The following is a 19,587-nucleotide window of genomic DNA, read 5'->3' on the forward strand; positions in this document are numbered from 1 at the left end:
TCATGGCGCTCGCCCTCACCCGCCAGTTCGTCTGGACCGTCATACCCGGTGGCCGCGCGGAGACCACCGGAGCACGACGGGCCCTGTTCTCGGTGCTGCTCACCCCGCGGCTGCTGGCCCCACCCGGGACTCCCCTGACCGTCGGAGAGTTCGGCATGCAGACCTGGCCCTCCCGCCTGGAGGACATGGACTTCGCCGCGTACCGGGGCGACCGGCGGCTCACTCTCACCCGGATCCGGCCCGCCTCCGAGGACGGTCGGCCGCTGTGCACGCCGGAGCAGCAGCTGTCCGCCTGGCGAACGATGTTCCCCGCCTCCATGCCCGTCCGGCCCTACCGACCGACCAGCTACCGGGACCGTGAGGTCCGGGACTTCCCGGCGGACGAGGCCGGCACGGAGATCAAGCAGGCGTACACGCGGACCACATGGGCCCTCGCCAGGACGGGTGCCCGCGACCATCACCAGCGCGCCCGGCGGGAGGCGGCGTTGCGGGAGATCGCGCGAGACTGGCAGGCCGCGGCGACGCTCTCCGACCGCGACGCCGCCGAGGCCGACACATCACCGTTGGTGCGGGCCTACCAGTTCTACCGTCGGGAGAACCCCGACCTCGCGACGCCCGCCGAGGAGGAGGCCCAGGACCTGGACTTTCATGACGTCGTCGCCCGGCTGGCCGGTCACCCCCTCCTGCTGCGCACGGTGGGCCTGGTGATCGACTTCGCGGTGCCGGTGGCCGAGCTGTCCGCCACGGACGGCCCCGCGCACCTCCGTCTGGAACCCCTGTGGCCCGTTTCCGACCCCGGTGCCCCGGCTGGCTGGGCCGACGCGCACCAGGACGATCTGCGGCCGACGACCGCCTACGCGCTGACCGGCTCCCGGTTCGTCCCGCTGATGCCGCCGGCGGCCGGTACCGTACGCCCCCAGGGGATGCTGCCCCTGGCCAAGGTCACCCTGGCGGGCACACCCACGAGCTCCCCGTACGCGGTCATGCCCTTCGACATCGACAGCGCGGCGCTGCGGATGGTCAGCGTCGCCCAGTCGGACCGCGGCCACGTACCGCCGGAGGCGGCTGACGCCGCCGGTCTGCCCGCACTGCGCTCCACCGGCTTCGCCCTGATCGAACGCAACCGCCTCGAGGAGCACTTCGCGCGGCTGCAGCGAGCCACCGACCGGGACACACCGCAGAAACTCCTCAGCTCACCGCTGACCGCCGAGAACCTGCTCGCGGGATACCGGCTCGACGTCTTCGCCGCCGGAAAGTGGCACTCGCTGTGCCGGCGCCAGGTCCGCTACACCGTCGGCGGGGTCGCGCTCCCCCCGGAGCCCGGTCTGCCGGGACTGTCCGACGAGGGCTTCGTCCCCGTCGGCTCGGCGACGACAGGCTCCGGTGCGAGCGCCGCGCTCCACATCCATGAGGTCTTTGCCCGCTGGGACGGCTGGAACCAGGTGGTGCCCCGGCCCGACCGGGTGGTGGATCCGGCCGCGGCCGAGCCGTCGCCGCCGTTCGCCGCGGCAGCCGAGGCCGTGGACGGGTCGCTGCCCCGACTGAAGTTCGGCTCGACCTACCGGTTCCGGGCGCGGCTGGCCGACCTCGCGGGCGGCGGGCTGCGGCGCGACCAGCCCGGTTCGGAGGACGCCACGGAGAAGATCGTCCATCGGCGCTTCGATCCGAATCCGGCACCGGAGCTGTTGCCGACCGCGGCCTACGTCGACGGCGCCGGGCCGCACCGCATGGTGCTACGGACCGAGCGCGGCACCGACCCGGCCGCCTACGCCGCGGCGCACGGCTACCCTGCCGCCGAGCTCCGCTACCTGTTCCCCCCGAAGAGTTCGTTCGAGCTGGCCCTCCAGTACGAAGGGGCGTTCAGCACCGCGTTCGGACCGGGTGCCGCGATGGACGAGGTCCGTAAGCAGTTCGAGATCGCGACCCGCGCGGACAAGGACGTCGCCGACATCACCGGGGCACATCTGGAGAGCGCCCCGGACGGATCCGGCACCTATGTGGTCGTTCCCGCGAACCCCCCGTTCCCGAGACCGGCCTGGCTCGCCGACCGCGGCACGGTCTGGGTCAACCTCCGGAGCCGGCTGCGGCCGACCGATCCGGACACCGGTTATCCGGGAACCGCCGACGGGTTCGACTCGAAGGACTCCCAGAGCCTGTGGCGGGGGACCTGGCCGGACATGGAGCCCATCGCGCTGCGGGTCGAGCCGGCTCCCGGCGGGTGCACCATCAGGCGCAGTCCCGGTCTCGGCCCTCGCACGTTCACGGTCTCGCTGGGCCCGGCCGAGCAGGTCACCGTCGACATCCCCTCGTGTCCCTCCATGCTGGCCGTCCCGGACCTGGGCATCCCGCACTGGGCGGGTGCCACGCAGGACGCGAGCAACCCGGTCAACGTCGAGGCGGAGTACGGCCGCAACCCGCTGGTGAGCCCGTCGCGCACCGTCACCCTGGTCCATGCGGTGCAACGCCCCCTGGCACACCCCACCGGCCGGTTCGGCGCCGTCCGGCACATGGGCGGCACGGACGCCGAGCTGAAGACGTCGGCGTTCCACATCGACGTGCGCAGCACCGGACGGATCGACGTCCGGGCCGAATGGGACGATGTCGTCGACGTCGCCCCCGCCCGGCCGACATCGAGGCGGGTCGTGGCGGACGTAGGCTCGTTCGAGATCGCGCACAAGCCGCCGCTGCTGGAAGCACCCGACGGTGCGTTCCCGCCGATGCGCCACGAGTTCGGCGACGCGCGACGGCGGAAGGTCAGCTACACGGTCACGGCCGTCTCACGCTTCGGTGAGTACTTCGGCCGGGTCGTCGCGCAGGATCCGCAGGCCTGCACCGTCACCGGGAAGCTCGATGCCACCGACGTGGCGAGCACCACCCGGCCACCGGCCCCGAAGGTCCGTCACGTGGTGCCGAGCGTCCGGTGGACCCGGTCCGTCGAAGGCGGCGGAGCGGTGATCCGGTCGTCGCGCAGCGGAGGCGGCCTGCGTGTCATGCTCGAACGGCCATGGTTCGTCACCGGCGCCGACGAGGCGCTCGCCGTCCTGGCCTGGCCGCGGCCGTCGGCCTCGCCCACCGACCGGCAACGGCGTCATCTCAGCCTGGCCGGCCGTGACCCGTTGCAGGCCACCACGGCGCCGTCCGCCGTCCTCGATGACACCCACATCCGCGCGGACGTCTCCGGGACGGTGAACCTGGCGGAGCTGGGGGGCGCCCCGGTCGTGGCGATGGCCAGCCACCTGGACGCCAGTTCGCATTACGACGAGGATGCCGACTGCTGGTTCGCCGACCTCGACCTCTCCCCCCTTGCCGCGGCCTCGTACCGCCCGTTCGTCCGACTGGCGCTGGCCCGCTACCAGGAGAACACCGCGGACCCCGACCAGCGGCTGTCCCCGCCGCTGGCGATCGATCCGGTCCGGCTCCTCCCGCCGCGCGATCTCGTCATCACGCGCACCGCCGGCCGCGCGGGTGTCGTGCTCAGTGGTCCGGGGCCGACCGGGCCTCCCTTCACCACGGTCCGTGCCGAGTTGCAGGCCTTCGCCGGTGACCCGCGCGCGGCCCGGGACGGCCTGATCGGGCCATCGGGCTGGACCCCCCTGGCCCAGGCGACCGGGCGGCTCGGGGACAACCTCGTACTCGACCTGCGGCCCGACGACGAACGGCCGATGCGTATCGCCGTCACCGAGACCGAGTCCGCTCCCGGAGCGGCGGGCGAGCCCGCGGGCCCCGTCTACGCCGACATCGCCGAACTCACATGACCGCCCATGCCCGGAGGGAAGACCGATGGTGTTCCAACTCTTGCCGGAGACAGAGCCGCTCGAACTGCGCGGGGACGCGACGGGGCCACCCCTTCCGTTCGGCGTGCCCATCGAGGCGACCGAGATGTTCATCCGCGTGATCGCTCTCTGGCGCGACAACCGTCCGCTCGTCGGGCATGACCCGACGTTCGAGCTCAAGTCCGGCCGTGACGGCCTGCTCACCGCCCTCGACGCCAGCACGGGCAAGGTCGAGGTCTGTCAGACCGAGGGTGACGTCGCGGCCCTGGCCGAGGTGAGGCGGCTGCCCGCAGACAGCTACCTCATCACCCTGTCCGGGCTTGAGGAGAACCCCGGCCCCTGGCACCTGCGCATCACCAACAACGACGCTGAGACCTTGCGGTTCGCCTGTGTCGCGTCGTACCGCGAGGAGGAGACCTCGCAGCCCTGGATGGCGCTGGATCGCGCCACCACGTCCCAGGACGGTCTGCCGGCGCTGCACGGTGAAGACTCCGAGACCGCGATCACGGTACGGAACTTGGGCCCGGCGCCGTTGATCCTCCACGATCCGCCGGGCACCCGGCTGGGGTCGGACCGATCGCCGGTGGTGCTGCGGCGGCGGCCCGCGTCGATCGCCCCGCACGACACGGACGAGCTGGTGGTCGCGTGCGGGCAGGTCCCCTTCGCGGATCGCTTCAGCCACACCTTCGACACCAACGACATGAACCGCGCCCACACGACCCTGCTGTTCGAGGTCCTGCCCCGTTCCGCCCGGCACGACTCGCCGGACGGGGAACCGGCCTACTGCCGGGCCTGCGGGCGGTGCCCGGCGTACGTGCCGCCGCCCCTTGCGGTGGGCGGTCCATGCGAGACCTGCGGGCATCGAGGGGCCGAGCACTTCGACGTACCGCCCGACCACCGGAACGTCTAGTGCGGCGATCTCCAGGAACGAGCCGGTGCCGCGACGCCGCGCACGGGCTCTCCCCACCGGCGCAGGAATCGGGGATGTGCAATGAGCGTTATCCAGGTCTTTCCCTCGGACGAGCCACTGACGCTGGCGCCCGGCCAGACCGGCCCGCTGGTCGACTTCGAAGTACCGATCGAGCCCGTGCCGATGTTGCTGCGGGTCATCGCGCTGTGGACCGACAACACGCCGCTGAACGGTGTCGCCCCGGCCTTCGGGATCAAGCTGGGCCAAGGCCTCATCACCACGGTTGCCGCGGACGGCACGGATGTCGACATTCCCGGCCCGAAGGGGGGAGGGACGGCGAGCTGTCAGCCCCTGCACGATGACATCTATCTCCTGACGGTCGTCAACCACACGGAGTCGAGAACCAGCTGGCAACTGCGCATCAAGAACCAGGCCGACCGGACGTTGCGTTTCGTCTGGGTCAACTCGAACGTCAGGGACGACACGCTCCAGCCCTGGATGGCACTGGAGGACCAGCTGTCGATCACCAGCGCAAGCCCGGTCGGCTTCGTCGTCGTACGGAACCAGGGAACCGGAACTCTCACGATCGACGACAGTCCGGGAACAGCCGTCGGCGGGCAGGACTCCCCCGTCGTCCTCGTCCACCGTCCTGCGGAGATCGCCCCGCATGGCGTCGATCACCTGGCGTTCAGCTGTGGGGAGGTCCTCAGCCGCCGGAACCTTGTGCACACGTTCAGAACCAACGACGACAAGACCGCCCACACCACCCTGCAGATCGTGGCCGACCCGTCCTGAGAGGCGATCAGAATGCTTGACATCGATGTTCTGAACTACGTCTGCATTCACGACTCCCGATGAACCGTTCTCGAACGGGCGGGCGGAAGCGCATCAAATGACAGGTCATTCGACTGCATGCGGCAAGATATATGCGGCAAGGAGAAATGGATCATGGTATTCGAACCGTTCCGAACCTCCCGTCTGGCCGAGAACGAGATGAGTTCCCCGATCGAGTTCGTCGTGCTGCTGGGTGCCGAGCAGACGTTCCTCCGGGCGATCGCACATCTGGAAGCCAACGTCGTACACGGCGGGGCACCGCCGACGTTCTTGATCAAGGCAGGCCTGGGCGATCCCACGGCGGTGGAGGAGGGTGCCGACCCGGTCGACATCACGGGAAGTGGAGAAACGACCGTGGCAACCGCCGATTGCCACCGTATCGCTGAGGACATCGACACCTACCTGGTGACCGTCAACCACAGCGCCCCCTCCGGCCCCTGGCAGCTCCAGATCAAGAACAACGAGCCCGAAGCGCTGGAATTCGTCGGCTTCATCTCGCACACGGAGGACGAAACTCTTCAGCCCTGGGCGGACTTCTCGCAACCTCAACTGAATGGACAGGAAGCAGAAACCACACACGGAATCGGAGTCCACAATGTGGGCACCGCGCCGTTGATCATCGAAGATGCAATCGGCTCACACTTGGGCGGCAGCGGGTCTCCCTGCATCATAACGGCCCGCCCCAATTCGATCACCCCTCATGACGCGCACTCGATTGCCGTCAAGTGCGAGGCTCTCGTGGGACAACGCAGAAATCGGTTGGAGGAATTCACGCACACCTTCAGTACGAACGATCCGAATCTCGCGCATTCTCGGATCGGTTTCACGGTTGCGTGGCCGACCTTCCCCACCATGTGCCTCCCCGACGAAGGATGCTCTGCCAGGTGCAAGCGATTCGTCAGCCGGATGCCGCCGGACGAGTTCCAATGCGAAACCTGTTTTCATGATGCAGGTTTTCATGGACTCCCCAGCAACCCTGATCGCAATCCACGTTGATCCGGCTTCACACAGCCGTGCAGTCCTTTCGGAAACCCCGGGCCAAGGGCTGCGCCATTCCGTACCGGCGGTTACCGAGGTTGAACTTGTGGAGTCGTCGAACGGCGGCGGTTCCGTGAGGAGTTACGGCTTCAGGCAGGCGAGCGGTTCGCTCGGGGTGAGGCGGCCCTCAGCGATCGCCAGGGACCAGCGGGCCGGTGTCCGTTCGGTTCAGCGACGGCGGCAGGCGTAGGGCTCCAGGACGCCGCCGCAGACGAAGACGTGGGCCCGGTGCGGCCGGACCCCGGTGGTGAAGGGCTGCGGACGCTCCCGTGGACGGATTTCCATCGCCGCCCTGACCTGCTGCAAAGCGGGCCACCGCTCTCGGCTGGTCCACCGGCCCCGCCGGGACGACGGCCGGCGTGACGGACGCAGTCGAAACAGCCGCGCCGCCAGGGCACGCGAGCGGCGAAGAGGTGGCACTACGTGCTCGGTCTCACCCTCCGCGTACCGCACACAGTCCGTCCGGAACGATCCATCGCCACGGCCCACTCCCCGTGACCGGTGCAGCCGCCAACCGACCGTGCAGGACGCGGTCCGAGTACTGCTGCGGAGTCGTCGGGATGTTCCGTAGCGACTGGTCAGCAGTGTGATGTGCTTCCCGTACGTCGGTCACCATGGGCCCTCTGAGCAGCGCGGCCGTGCCCGCCCGCAGGGGCCGCGTTGTCGTACTCGTGCTGTAGAACGCTGTCTGACAGCGACAGTCGCCCAGCCCCGTGCCGTAGCCACCGGGGCCCTGGTGCCGTGGCGGCGTTCGTTCCGAGGGAGACCGTGGTGGTTGAGTTGTACAGGGGACCGGGCCGGCGCACGGACAGCGTGCCTTTCGTGAGCAGGTCGGCCGAGCTCCGCCGGCTCGACGCGGCCCTGCAGCACATGGGAGCCGGCGGTCCGGCCCTCGTCGAGGTCACCGGTGAGGCCGGCATCGGCAAGAGCCGGTTGCTGGCGGAGTTCAGTACGCTCGCCCGCCGCCACGGGGCGGCCGTGCTGCGCGGCCGGGCTACCGAGCTCGAACGGCACAGCCCGTTCCAGCCGTTCGCCGACGCGTTCGCCGACCTCGACCAGCGGGCGCTCAGAGTGTTCCCGTCGCTGCGGGAGCTCCATCCGGTGCTGCGGGGAAGGACCGGGCCCCCGGGCGAGCCGTGGAACACGGACCGTTTCGGCCTCCACCGGGCCACCTCGGACGCACTGGGCCGTATCCGGGGTGCGCGGCTCGTCGTGGTCCTCGACGACCTGCACTGGGCGGGCCCGTCGTCCCTGGCACTCGTCGACCATCTCGTGCGGCACCCCGTGAAGGCCCCCTTCCTGCTCGTCGTGTCGCACCGCGACCGCCAGGCCCCGGCGGCGCTCACCACGGCGCTGGCGCGCGGGGCCGACACCGGCGCGGTGCTGCGGATGCCTCTCGGCCCGCTCGACGAACGGGACTGCGTCGAAGAACTGGCCCGCGACCTGCCGCAGCGGCGGGCGGCCGAGATGTACGCCGCGAGCGAGGGCAACCCGCTGTACTTCCTGGCACTCCTGACGGCACATCGCAGCGCCCGGCTGCCCGGCCCCCCGGTCCGGGACGGTGGTCCGCCCGCGGGCCTGGAAGCACTGATGCTCGACGAACTCGCCCCCCTGGACCCGACTGAGCGCGGCACCGTAGAGGCCGCCGCCGTACTCGGCGACCATGCCACGGCCGACCTCATCGCCGCTCTCACCGGCTCACCCGTCCCCGACGTCGTCGAGGCCCTGCGCGGGGTGATGCGCCGCGATCTGATCCGCACGGACCGGGCCGGACGCCGTCTGGTACTGCGCCACCCGCTGATCCGGACGCTGGTCCACGACAGCACCGACCCCTGGCGGCGGCGGGAACTCCACCGCAGGGCGGCGGCCGGACTGGCCGAGGCCGGCGCACCCCTCGCCGAGCGGGCGCACCACATCGAGCGTTCACTGACCGGCTGGGACCCGGAGGCCGCCGCGGTCCTGACCAGCGCCGCCGAACAGGCCGCCGTGACGGACCCGGCCGCCTCGGCCCACTGGCTCGGTGTCGTCCTCGCGATCCTGCCCAGCACCCCCGGACACCTCGCCGAACGCCGTGAGCTGATGCTGATGCGTGCCGGGGCGCTCGGCACGACCGGGGCGCTGCGGAAGAGCAGGGACCTCTTCCACCGAGTGATCGACATGCCCACCGGCGACGAGGACGGCGAGGACACTCTGCGTACCTCCGCCGTCGTGCAGTGCGCCGTCACGGAGCGTCAGCTCGGGCGCTACGCCGAGGCCGACGCGCTGCTGCGCCGCGAACTGGACCGGAGGCCCGGGCCGTCACCGTCCCGGCGGATCGGTCTCGTCATCGAATGGTGCTGCCGCGCACAGTTCGTCGCCCGCTTCCCCGACGTACGGGAGGAACTGGCCGAGGCATTGCGCGACGCCCGCGATCTGGGTGACGGACTCGGCGAGATGGGTGCCCTGACGCTGGCCGCCATGAGCGAGGCGTACGAGGGTGGCACGGCCGAGGCCCGTCGGCTCGCCCGGACCGCGGCGGGGCTGGCGGACGCGCTCACCGATGGTGACCTCGCCGGGCTGTGCGAGCCCCTGATCAGACTGGGCTGGGCCGAGGTGATGCTCGACCGGTACACGGACGCCGAGCGGCACAGCGACCGGGGTGCGGAGATCGCCCGGCGGACCGGCCGGCCCTACATGCTGTCGCAGCTCCTGCTGTGCAAGGCGTACGCGCACTTCCTGACCTGCCGGGTCACCACGGCGCTGGAGCTGGCCGACGAGGCCGCGGCCATCGCCCGTGCCCTGGGCAGCGGCGAACTGCTCGGTCTCACCCTCGCGATCCGGTCCCTGTTCTTCATGCAGGCCCGCCCGCCGGGCGATCCGGACGTCCTGGCCGCCGCGGAGGAGGCGGCGGCAGCGGTGGAAGGCACAGGCGAGAGCTGGTGGTCCACACTGGCACGGTCCCTGCTCGCCTTCGCCGCGATGAGCGCCGATGACCCGCACCGGGCACGGGACATCCTGCTGGAGACCGGCGGGAGCAGGGACCTGCCCCGGATCCAGCCCTCCCTCCTCCCGGAGTTCCTCGAACTGCTCGTCGCCGCGGCCCTGGCCGTCGGCGAGACGGAAGAAGCCGAGCACGCGGCTGAACACGCCCTCAAGGAGGCCGAGCAGCTCGGCCTGCCGACCCGCCGGGCAGCGGCGTTGCGCGCCCTCGGACGGATCGAGGCGCACCGCGGGGACCCGGCCGCGGCGGCACGGGCGTTCACCGAAGCCGCCCGGGAGAGCGCGCTGTCCGGGGCGACCCTCCGGGAGGCCCAGAGCCTGCTGATCGGCGCCTCGTTCACCAGGGCCGCCGGTGACGGCGCCAGGGCGGCCACCATGTGGCGCCGCGCCCGCCGCCTGGCCGCCGAGGGCGGGGCCACGCTGCTGGTCGCCCTGGCCGACCAGCAGCGCCCGGAGGTGCTGGGTGGCGCGGACGGGCCGGCGGAGCCGTCCGGACCGGCCGCCGGGCTCACCCGACTGACCTCGCGGGAACGGGAGATAGCGGAACTGGTCGCAGAAGGTCTCACCAACCAGGCCGTGGCCTCCCGGCTCTGCCTCAGTCCGCGCACGGTCGAGAGCCACATCGCCCGCGTCTACCGCAAGACGGGCGTCCCGTCCCGCGCGGCCCTCGCCACCCTGATGGCCCGCCACGCGGTTGCGGCAGCGGGCACGCCGCCTCCCTCGTGACCGAGCCGTCGGCCGGACGCGGACCGGGGACACCCCTCGGCCGGGCGGCCCGGGAGGGCGTGCCGTGGAGTGCGGGCGGAGTTGCGTAGTTTCACTGAACCTCGCTCGACAGGGGATGGGCGACGGGACGTCGGGGGCGCCATCCGACCAGACTGTCGGTGCGAGCGTGGGGAACCAGTTCGATTGCCGCGGATTGCTGTGGGAGGAACGTGTGGCCGGTGACGTGGTGTGGACCGAGGAACAGCGCGGCAAGGTGTATTCCACCCGCGCGCGAGTCAATCCGGACCATCTGACCGAGGGCCTCGACCGGGGGCCGTGCTGGCTGGCGGCGGTGCCGCCGTTCGACGCCGTGGGCTGCTTCGCCGAGGCACGTGACAAGAGCCGTCACGACACGGACAAGGGCTGGGAGTACGCGGTCCACCAGGTGGAGAAGGGGGCGCGGCACGCGGCGCCTTCGATGGCCGCACTCGGGCTGAGGGCGGCGGAGCTGTACCGCAGCGGTGAGCGTCCGGACGTGCTCGACCTGGACGTGGAAGTGGCCATCGTGGAACTGCAACTGCAGACGACGTGGGACGCGGTGCCGTTCTGGCTGGCGGCCGAGGGGGTCGTATGGACGCTGCGCGCGATGCTGCGGCTGCATGAACTGGCCCACAACCAGCACGAGGTCCACCACGACCCGCGGTGGGACAGGAGCGGGGTCTGGCTCATCGAGAGCACCGCACATGCCTCGTTCCAGGTGGCCGAGTGCGAGTCGAGCTGGCAGCTGCTGCGGGGCGTGCTCGCGGTGGCCGACGAGGCGGACCACCGTGCGGCACGCGCGGTCGCGGCAGCCGCGTTCGACGCGGCACCGGTGCCGGTGAAGGCGGCGCTGTCCTTCGTGTTCCCCGACGAGCGGGAGTGGGCCGACCGGGCGGCCGAGGGCTGCCTCGCCCAAGGAGGTGGCGGTGACGAGGTGGTGCGGATGCTGGTCACCACCGCCGGTGTAGACCGGGGCGAGCGGCTCGTCGAACGGCAGCCCGGCTGTCTGGACGAGGCGACCCTGCTGACCCTGCTGGCACGGGAAGGGACGGGCGCCGCTCCCGTCCTGGACGCGGCAGTGCGCCATGCCCGCGGCAACAACGAGCGGCTGGTGTTCGCCCGCCATCTCGCCATGATCCGCACCCGGGACACGGCTGAGCGACTGGCGGCCCGGCGGGACAACCGCAGGCTCGCCCCGCTGATCGAGGACTACTTCCGGCAGGCACCCCACCTGGAGCCCTCGCCGTCCGGAGCGCCGGAGCCCCGCGTACCGGCCGAGGACGCGACCACCGCCGCACTGACCGGACTCTTCGAGGAGTACCGCACCTGGTACCGCGAGCACTGGGTGCCCAAGCTGCTCGACGACCACGGAGGGGAGGAGGAGCTGGACGCGGAGGGCTGGCTGGATCCGACCGGTGATCTCAGCCCGGTCAGCGAGGACGACATCGCCGTCCTCGAAGCGCGGTTCGGGCCGCTTCCGGCGGACTACCGGGCCTTTCTGCGGGTGATCGGCACCGGAACTCTGCTCCGGCCCATGGAAGCGATGCCCGGCGCCGCTCTGGAGCCGACGACACAGAAATTCATCCATCCCGCGGACATTCCGGGGGCGCACACGGTCTACACCCGCTGGCTGCACGACGGCTGGCACGAGGAGAACGCGGGCTTCGCGGATATGACGAGGATGATGCCGGTCATGGGCCATGACGGGTACGCGAACTTCGCTCTGCTCTCGCTCCAGCACGAGGGTGACGACCGCGTCCACGTCTGGTGCCACGACGAGGAGCCGGACCGGATGGACGATGGCATCCCCTTCGTGGAGTTCCTGCGCAGAATGCTCGACAGCGCCCGGCGCGAGGAGTCGTTCCCCGGGGGGATATGACCGGGCCCGCGGCCGGATGGCGGTCGTCCTCGCTGCGGGGCTCGCGCAGGCCGCCCCGCAGCGGCGCCGCGCGCCGGCCTGCCGGTCCTGAGAGCGCAGGCCGCCCCGACGGCGGCGGCGCCGGGGGCTGGGGTGGGCCCGGCGGCTCGGAGGGAGCTTGGCATATGCCGTCCGACGTGGGCATCCGTGGAACTGTCCCACCTGGTACGGAAGTCCGGCGCCGTCGCCGGAAGCCCGTCATGCGGAGTCGCGGCGCAGCACCAGGCGTTCGGGAAAGCGCTCCTCCACCCCGGGCAGGAACAGTTCCTCTCCGGCGAAGGCGGCCTTGACCGCGGCGGTAACGGACAGTCTGCGGGGGTGGTTCTCGTGGTGGTCGAGCAACTCCGGGCGGAAGAAGGGGGAGTCGTCTCCCAAGCCGTCGTTGACGATGTCGGGGCTGAGTTGTTCCCACCCGTGGGCGTAGACGAGTGCACGGATGCCTCCGTCCGCGCAGACCTCGGCGTATGAGCCCAGGATCAGGGCGCGTGCGTGGAGCTCGCCCGCGACGGCGAGCATGGCGTTGCGGTCTCCGTGTTGCCCGAGACAGGCACCGCTGACGCGCACATCGCCACCGACGAACACACGGATGTTGTTGGCGAAGTACAGCAAGGGGGCGTGCAGGCTCCCGGTCACGATCACGAGCCCCGGGGTGTAGTCGCACGTCACGAGATCCACGGGGGCGGTGGACGTGAGGTCGCCGTCGACCACCACGAAGAACGGGACGTCGCCGGCTTCGACCGGCTGCGTCGTCGTGCATCCGGAGGGGTAGAGCCTCACCGTCGGCAGTTCGCCCCAGTACTCGAACGCCTCCAGCGCCCAGGACCACTCGCGGCCGGGAAACTGTTCGAGGATCTCCGGGATCGAGCTGGCCCGGCCTTCTTCGTCGAGCTGCACAGCTTGCTTCTCCTTCGTGATGCGGGCGGGGCCTGCGGTGCCGGGCCCGTCCGAGCATGGCACCCTCCCTCCCCTGTGCGTCTCGACCGGCGCCGGTGTCAGTGGAACTACGCAATCGGCCACGGAAACCGTGGGAACCTCCCTGCTCATGACCGAACGGCCTGGTCACATGTTCTACGCTCCGTCAGGTCCGGCCTGCCGGGGTCCGTTGTCACCGCGCCGTCCAGGAGTCCTCACCATGAGCGAAGTCATGAGCGAATCCCTTTTTGCTGCTGTCAGCCTTGCTCATGTCGGCGACGCCCTGGAGCAGGCCGCCCTGGTCCGTTCCAGTTGCACCGGGCGGTGCTGGAGCGCGGCGCCGACAACGCCGCGGTCGACGTCCTCGGCCGGACTCCGTCGGGGCCCGGTGCCGGTCTTCCGCGCGGACGCGCGGGCCGAGGCCCGCTGAGGGCATGTACGCGTCGGGCCCGGCGGCCCGCCCCGGCCGACCACGCCTCGCGCTTCCCCCACCGAATCAGCCCTGCCGGGCACTTCACCCCACGGAGCGACCACAGATGGCCGATGACGAATCCCAGAGCGGCCCGTCGGTATCCCCCGCCCTCGCAACGGTGCACTCACCCGTGGGGTACCGCCTCATCAGCGCCCGGGAGGCGGAGGAGCGGTTCCGGGTCTCCGCCGATGTCGACTACCCGTACATGGACTTCGCCGACGAGCAGGAGATCCGCTTGTACGAGGGCGGACTGCGTGTCGTGGGCCATCTGGAGCCGGAGGGCGACAGCGACTGGGTGCCGTACAACACCGTCGTGGACGGTGATCTGACCGTCGACGGTGACCTGGCCTGGCGGGACGACAGCGGCGGCAACTTCCTCATGGTGACGGGTGGTCTGAGGGCCCGCAATGTGTTCCTGTCCGGCTGCCCCGACGTGGTGGTGCGTGGTGACCTGGAGGTGGCGGGCGGGATCTGCGGCTCGTACGGGGAAGACGGCGGTGTGCTCTTGGTGGGCGGGCGGACCCACGCCCGGACCATCATCAGCATGTCGTACTTCGGCGTGACCTTCGCCGAGCAACCGCAGGCACTGCTCGTCGCCGACCCCTGCCGCACCAACCGCCCGGTGGACTTCACCGACGAGGAACTGGACACCGTCCTGCTGCCCGAACTCCTCGACGACCACGGCACGGCCGACGCGCGGAAGATCAAGGAGGCCCTGAGCGAGGGACGGCAGGTGCTGCGCGCCGGGGTCCGGCCGATCCATCTGGCCGCCATGGAGGAGCTGGACGCGCTGCTGGTGCGGGCGGAGGAGGTGACCGGACTCGACCTGTCCGGACGCAAGCTGAGGCACTTCCCCGAGCAGCTCCTCTCCTTCCCCAACCTCCGGGTCCTCTCCCTGGAGGGCAACGCCGAGCTCAGGACAGTCGACCCGCGCATCGGCGAACTGGCCGCCCTCGAAGAGCTCCACCTGGCCGGGACACAGCTGACCGGGCTGCCCGAGTCCATCGGCCGGCTGCGGAACCTGCGGCTGCTGGACATCTCCGACAACGACTTCGCAGCCCTGCCGGACTCACTCGGCGACCTGGACCGCCTGGAGGTGCTGCGCGCCGCACGGCTGAGCTGCCCGCTCCCCGACACGCTCGCCCGGCTGCACACGCTGCGCGAACTGGACCTGTCCCGCCGGCACCAGGGCCGCTACAACTGCGACACCCTGGTCGGCTTCCCCTCGGTCGTCACCCGCCTGACCGGACTGAGGACGCTCGACCTGTCGTACGTCTGGCTGGCCTCCGTCCCCGACGAGCTGCTGAACCTGACCGAACTGGAAGAACTCAACCTGAACGGCTCCCTGTCCGCCCGGCTGACGCGGCTGCCCGAGCTGGCCCGGCTGCCCCGGCTGCGCGTCCTGCGCCTGAGCGGCAGAACCCCGGGCCCCCACCAGCCCCCGCCCAGCCGCGACCTGCTCACCGGAATCTGGGACATCGCCACCCTCGAACACCTGGAGATCGACCGCTGGGACGAGAAATGGTTCGACGGCCAAAAGGCGCGCACCGCCTTCCGCGCGCTGCCCGACGACGCGTTCGCCCACCTGTCGAACCTGCGGCACATCGACCTGTCGTTCAACGCGCTCACCACCCTTCCGGAGTCGTTCTTCAAACTGCGCCGGCTCAAGTTCGCGGGCCTGCGGTACACCGAGCTCGACCGGCCCACGCTGGACCGTCTGCGTGCCGTGTTTCCGCGGACCCGGCTCGACCTGCGGGACACCGGCACCAAGGAGGCCGTCCACGACCCGAACTGACAGTCCGTGCACGCCCTGGTCAGGACCGGCGCCGAGAAGCAGGCCGCACAGGACCACGCGGCGGCCGTCACCGCCTTCGAGGAAGCCCTGAGGGGGGCCGTTGATTCACTCACAGCAGGAGACCAACATGGACACCCAAGATCCACGGTTCAGCGGACTCAGCATCGGCACTGGAGTCGTTCGCTACTCAGATCTCAGCTATTTGATTGCCACGAACGATGCCGCTGTCAACGACGGCTATACAGATTCCCTGCTCTTCTCCCTGGACCGTGGAAACTGGGGCGCCGGCACAGTGGATTGGCTTGCCTGTTCCGGAACGGTCTGCCACGTACCGACCGAACGTTATCTGGTGCTGGGCACCGATGGATCGGTACGAGCCAGTGGTGGTGGCGCCGTGAAGGAAGAGGCACCCATCGCGAGCTGCGGGGTGGATCCGAGAAAGCGCGGCCCTCTTCGTGAAGTACGCGGTATCGCGAAAGGCAGAGCCTATGCCGTGGGAACCTGCCGGCAGGCCTATGTCCGCGATGGCGAGGATCAGTGGAGGTGTATTGACCAGAGCGCCCAAGCCGGTGACACTCCGATCACCGACACGAGCTTCGAATCCATCGATGGGTTCAGCGAACAGGAGATATACACGGTCGGCTGGGAAGGCGAAATCTGGAAGTACGAAGGTACCCTCTTCACCCAGCTGAACAGCCCGACCAACCTGGCACTCTCCAAGGTTCGCTGCGCATCGGACGGTTTCGCCTATGCCTGTGGCCGGCTCGGCACCTTGCTTCGGGGACGCGGTGAGCAATGGGAAGTGATCGAGCATGAAAGCACTCGAGAAGACCTCTGGGGCATGGAGGTCTTCGATGGACAGCTGTACGTGTCTTCCACCCATTTTGTCTACCGGCTCGAAGACGGCAAGCTCAAGCCCGTCGATTTCGGGGACGACGTTCCGGAGACCTGTTATCACCTGAGCGCGGCCGACGGGATCATGTGGTCCATCGGGCCCAGGGACGTGATGGAGTTCGACGGTTCGAAATGGAAGCGGCGTCTGCGCATCGACTGACCCGGCTTCCCGGCCTGCCCGTGCATCATGGATCGACGGGCGGCGAACACCCTTCCCATCGTCGCTGACCTGCACGGCCAGGAAACCGGCTTCCTCGCGGTCCTGCGCGACTACGCATGGAGGACGTGGACCGGGATGGCGAACAGGTTCGTGAAGGACCACGCGGTGGGGCCGAGCCCACACAGGGGCCAGGCTCCACCGCGCGATCCGCCGGTGGACCGTCTGCCGAGCCGGGCCGAACGCCGGCGGAGACCGCCGCCGGTGTTCGGCCCGAGGCGGCCACGAAGACGGCCGCGGCCAGAACTTCACGATCACCAGCCCGGCGCCGGCCTCCGCCCTGCGGGCACCTGGCCTGCGTGGGCGGCACCGCCCGGACGAGAAGGAGTCACCGGCCTTCGGGCACCAGGAACATGACCAGCGAACCGCGTACGCCGGAACTCACTTCGCTCACTTCGTGCAGCAGGTCATTGGTGCCGACGAGGATCGAGCCGCGGCGCAGGATGAACCGGCGTGCTTGCGCGTCATCCATGTGAGCCACGAACTCACCACCGGTGTAGTCATCACTGAGGCCGATCACGACGTTGGCGCAGTACTCCGGGTTCGATTCCGAGTCCGTGTGACGTCCTATGTATTGGCCGTGCCGCATGTAGTTGGCCTGCGCCCGTCGCACGGACACCTCGTGGCCGCACAGCTCGCCCCAGTAGGCCATGGCCTCACTCTTGGCAAGGATCTGAAGGATCTTCTCGGCGATGTGCGGCGCCGCCACCTCATGAGGTGCGGATCTGGACTCGGAAACCGCGATGTCGAAGGAGTCGACGACTATGCGTCCGACCTCGACACTGTTGTTGTCGCCGATACCCACATCACGCGGCAGCTCCTCGCAGAGCCTGACCAGCCTGTCGATCTCCTGTGCGGAGTAGGGCCCGCCATCGGGTCCGTCGATCATCAGAACGGAATCCTGTTTGAGCAGTTCGCGGTTGGTATTCATGGTTGAGCCTCCTTGTTGGCTTGTGGGTCAGCGAAGCACCAGCGTGCAGCACTTCACGCTGCCGCCGGCCTTGAGGAGTTCCGATACGTCCACTCCGACGGGGCTGAAACCCCGTTTCTCCAGCTGCATGATCAGGCCGGTGGCATCCTTGGGCAGAAGAACGTTCCGACCGTCCGAAAAGGCGTTGAGTCCGAACACCGCGGCGTCGTCGTCCGACGCGATGACGGCGTCCGGGAACATTTCCTTCAGAACTGCCTGGCTGCCGGTCGTGAACGCCGCCGGATAGTACATGACTTCAGTGTCGGAGAGCACGGCCAGAGCGGTGTCCAAGTGGTAGTGCCTCGGGTTGACCAGGGTCAGTCCAGTGACCGGAAGCCCGAAGAACTCCTGGGCTTCGGCGTGTGACCTGGAGTCCGTACGGAAGCCCGTGCCGGCCAGAATCCTGCGCCCGACGGTCAGGTAGTCGCCTTCTCCCTCATTGATGAACTCCGGCCACAGGACGTCCTCATAGCCGTTCTGTACGAACCAGTTCAGATAGGCGGGCCCTTCGGCCGTGCGCTCGACATGCCGGAACCGGGCACCCAGGACTTTTCCGTCGACGACCGTGGCACCGTTCGCAGCGAAGACCATGTCCGGCAGGCCGGGGACAGGCTCCACTACCTCAACGGCGTGCCCCAGTTGCGTGTAGAGCCGGCGGAGCTCCTCCCACTGACGCACCGCCAGGCCGTTGTCGACCGGTTTCTCCGGCGCCATCCATGGGTTGATCGAGTAGACGACGTCGAAGTGCTGGGGACGGCACATCAGCAGTCGGTGTGGCTTGGCCATACGGAACATTCACCGCTCCGTTCTAGAATTCGTGGTGACGAAATGTGACAGCATCGAACGCCTCCGGTACGGCTCGCTGTGAATCTGTTGGTCAGCGGTTCTGAAGCTCGTCGGTCCACCCGATTCCTCATCCGCTCGCGCGTCGGCCGCCGCCCGTGGTGCCTGCCGCGCTCCGGGTGTCCCACGCCGGGCGGAGATCCCGAGCACCACCGCTGTGGCCAGCAGAGTGCAGACACCCATGCCGAGCATGGCCGTCCGCAGTCCGCAGGCGTGTGCGACGACACCGGCGAGAATCGGAGGGGCCAGGCTGCCGAAGGACTGCACTGCCCTCCAGAGCCCCATGGCGCGTCCGTGCATCTCCACGGGAGCGGCCTTGAGGAAGGCGATCCTGCTCGCGGGGTTGAACAGACCCGCGGCCAGTCCCCACAGGGAGATGGCGACGAATGCCATACCCACACTGTGCGAAGAGGCGAACAGGGTTTCCCCTGCGCCGACGAGCACCACGGTCATGACGAAGAACCAACGGCGGACGGCGAGAGCCTGTCCCTTCGACATCACGTACGTCGCCGCCAGGAGCGCGACTCCGAAGGCTACTTGGAGAGCCGCGTACGTCTCGGCCGGCTCGGACAGCACCTCGTCGACGAAGAGAATCTCCAACGGGCCGATCCAGCCCAGGGATATCCAGACAACGCCCGTCAGCACCAGTGCCTCACGCAGCGACGGGTCTCTCAACAGGCTCCGGTGACGGCCGCCCGCGTCCCCGCCCCTGTTCCTGCCGCGGGAGGGCACATCGACGCGCAGGACGCAGAAGACCGCGAATCCGACCAGATGGACGGCCGCGTTCGCCCACTGGGCGCTGTTGCTGCCCCAGTTCGCCAGCATGACAGCCGCCAGGCTGGGGCCGGCAACGATGGGTACGCTGCTGGCGAAGCCCAGCAGAATACTCGATCTCACTTCCTGGTCGCTGCCCAGCACCCTGCTGGGCAGCGCGTCGATGGCGACCTGGGTGACCGCCCTGGCCACTCCGCTGGTCAGGGCCGCCACGAGCAGCCACGACGCCGAGTCCGCGACGGCAAGGCCGACCGCCCCACCGACGCCGACGGCAGTGCTCACCGCCCCCACGACCGCGGGGCTGTACTGATCGGCCAGTCGCCCCACCCATGGCCCCAGGAGGATGGTGGGGGCGCCCCAGACCGTGGCCACCAGGGCGAGGTACAGCTCCGTCGCACCCAGTTCGTAGGTCGCCCGTGCCTGGTTGGCAACCAGTGCCATCCACCAGGCGGTGCCCATGGTGAGCTGCAGGGCCATCACCAGACCCAGGGAAGCGGGCCTGACCCGTAGGTAT

General features: G+C 69.6%; 13 protein-coding genes and 1 pseudogene. 10 read left to right on the plus strand and 4 right to left on the minus strand.

What is annotated here, in order from left to right; translation table 11 throughout:
- Positions 1-2 precede the first annotated feature (2 nt).
- From ABT170_RS26810 to ABT170_RS26840, 7 genes and pseudogenes are all read left to right on the plus strand, one after another.
- Positions 3-3,755: a hypothetical protein gene (locus tag ABT170_RS26810; RefSeq protein ID WP_351871489.1), complete on the plus strand. Its 3,753-nt coding sequence runs from the start codon at positions 3-5 to the stop codon at positions 3,753-3,755.
- 40 nt (positions 3,756-3,795) lie between these two features.
- The gene (locus tag ABT170_RS26815) at positions 3,796-4,683 is read left to right on the plus strand and encodes a hypothetical protein (protein ID WP_351871492.1); all 888 of its coding nucleotides are present in this window, start codon (positions 3,796-3,798) and stop codon (positions 4,681-4,683) included.
- An 81-nt stretch (positions 4,684-4,764) separates the two neighbouring features.
- The gene (locus ABT170_RS26820; RefSeq protein WP_351871495.1) at positions 4,765-5,478 is read left to right on the plus strand and encodes a hypothetical protein; all 714 of its coding nucleotides are present in this window, start codon (positions 4,765-4,767) and stop codon (positions 5,476-5,478) included.
- A gap of 153 nt (positions 5,479-5,631) precedes the next feature.
- Complete coding sequence (locus ABT170_RS26825; protein WP_351871498.1) at positions 5,632-6,513, plus strand: hypothetical protein; 882 nt, start codon at positions 5,632-5,634, stop codon at positions 6,511-6,513.
- A gap of 235 nt (positions 6,514-6,748) precedes the next feature.
- A pseudogene (locus ABT170_RS26830) lies at positions 6,749-6,925 on the plus strand (IS630 family transposase); the annotation flags it as partial.
- Between the two features lie 452 nt (positions 6,926-7,377).
- Complete coding sequence (locus tag ABT170_RS26835; protein WP_351871501.1) at positions 7,378-10,260, plus strand: helix-turn-helix transcriptional regulator; 2,883 nt, start codon at positions 7,378-7,380, stop codon at positions 10,258-10,260.
- 211 nt (positions 10,261-10,471) lie between these two features.
- Positions 10,472-12,157 carry an SMI1/KNR4 family protein gene (locus ABT170_RS26840; RefSeq protein WP_351871504.1) on the plus strand — a complete coding sequence of 562 codons (1,686 nt, stop codon included), beginning with the start codon at positions 10,472-10,474 and terminating at the stop codon, positions 12,155-12,157.
- 237 nt (positions 12,158-12,394) lie between these two features.
- On the opposite strand, the gene ABT170_RS26845 is transcribed toward ABT170_RS26840, so the two are convergent.
- On the minus strand, positions 12,395-13,090 hold the full coding sequence (locus tag ABT170_RS26845) for a hypothetical protein (RefSeq protein WP_329944486.1): 696 nt from the start codon (positions 13,088-13,090) through the stop codon (positions 12,395-12,397).
- Positions 13,091-13,340: 250 nt separating this feature from the next.
- On the opposite strand from ABT170_RS26845, the gene ABT170_RS26850 reads away from it, so the two are divergent.
- The 3 genes from ABT170_RS26850 (at position 13,341) to ABT170_RS26860 (ending at position 16,429) form a co-directional block, all read left to right on the plus strand.
- On the plus strand, positions 13,341-13,538 hold the full coding sequence (locus ABT170_RS26850; protein WP_329944485.1) for a hypothetical protein: 198 nt from the start codon (positions 13,341-13,343) through the stop codon (positions 13,536-13,538).
- 106 nt (positions 13,539-13,644) lie between these two features.
- On the plus strand, positions 13,645-15,375 hold the full coding sequence (locus ABT170_RS26855) for a leucine-rich repeat domain-containing protein (RefSeq protein WP_351871508.1): 1,731 nt from the start codon (positions 13,645-13,647) through the stop codon (positions 15,373-15,375).
- Between the two features lie 127 nt (positions 15,376-15,502).
- Positions 15,503-16,429 (plus strand): beta propeller repeat protein, encoded by a 927-nt coding sequence (locus ABT170_RS26860; protein WP_351871511.1) that lies wholly within the window; start codon positions 15,503-15,505, stop codon positions 16,427-16,429.
- Between the two features lie 385 nt (positions 16,430-16,814).
- Here the strand turns inward: ABT170_RS26860 and ABT170_RS26865 are convergent, their stop codons facing one another.
- The 3 genes from ABT170_RS26865 to ABT170_RS26875 are packed head-to-tail and all read right to left on the minus strand — an operon-like array spanning position 16,815 to position 19,550.
- Positions 16,815-17,417: a 2OG-Fe(II) oxygenase family protein gene (locus ABT170_RS26865; RefSeq protein ID WP_329944483.1), complete on the minus strand. Its 603-nt coding sequence runs from the start codon at positions 17,415-17,417 to the stop codon at positions 16,815-16,817.
- A 27-nt stretch (positions 17,418-17,444) separates the two neighbouring features.
- Complete coding sequence (gene ddaH / locus ABT170_RS26870; RefSeq protein WP_329944482.1) at positions 17,445-18,251, minus strand: dimethylargininase; 807 nt, start codon at positions 18,249-18,251, stop codon at positions 17,445-17,447.
- Positions 18,252-19,550, minus strand: coding sequence for an MFS transporter (locus tag ABT170_RS26875; protein ID WP_329944497.1), 1,299 nt, complete (start codon positions 19,548-19,550; stop codon positions 18,252-18,254).
- Positions 19,551-19,587 lie beyond the last annotated feature (37 nt).

It is taken from the genome of Streptomyces sp. NPDC001787, assembly GCF_040297465.1.
Classification (GTDB): domain Bacteria; phylum Actinomycetota; class Actinomycetes; order Streptomycetales; family Streptomycetaceae; genus Streptomyces.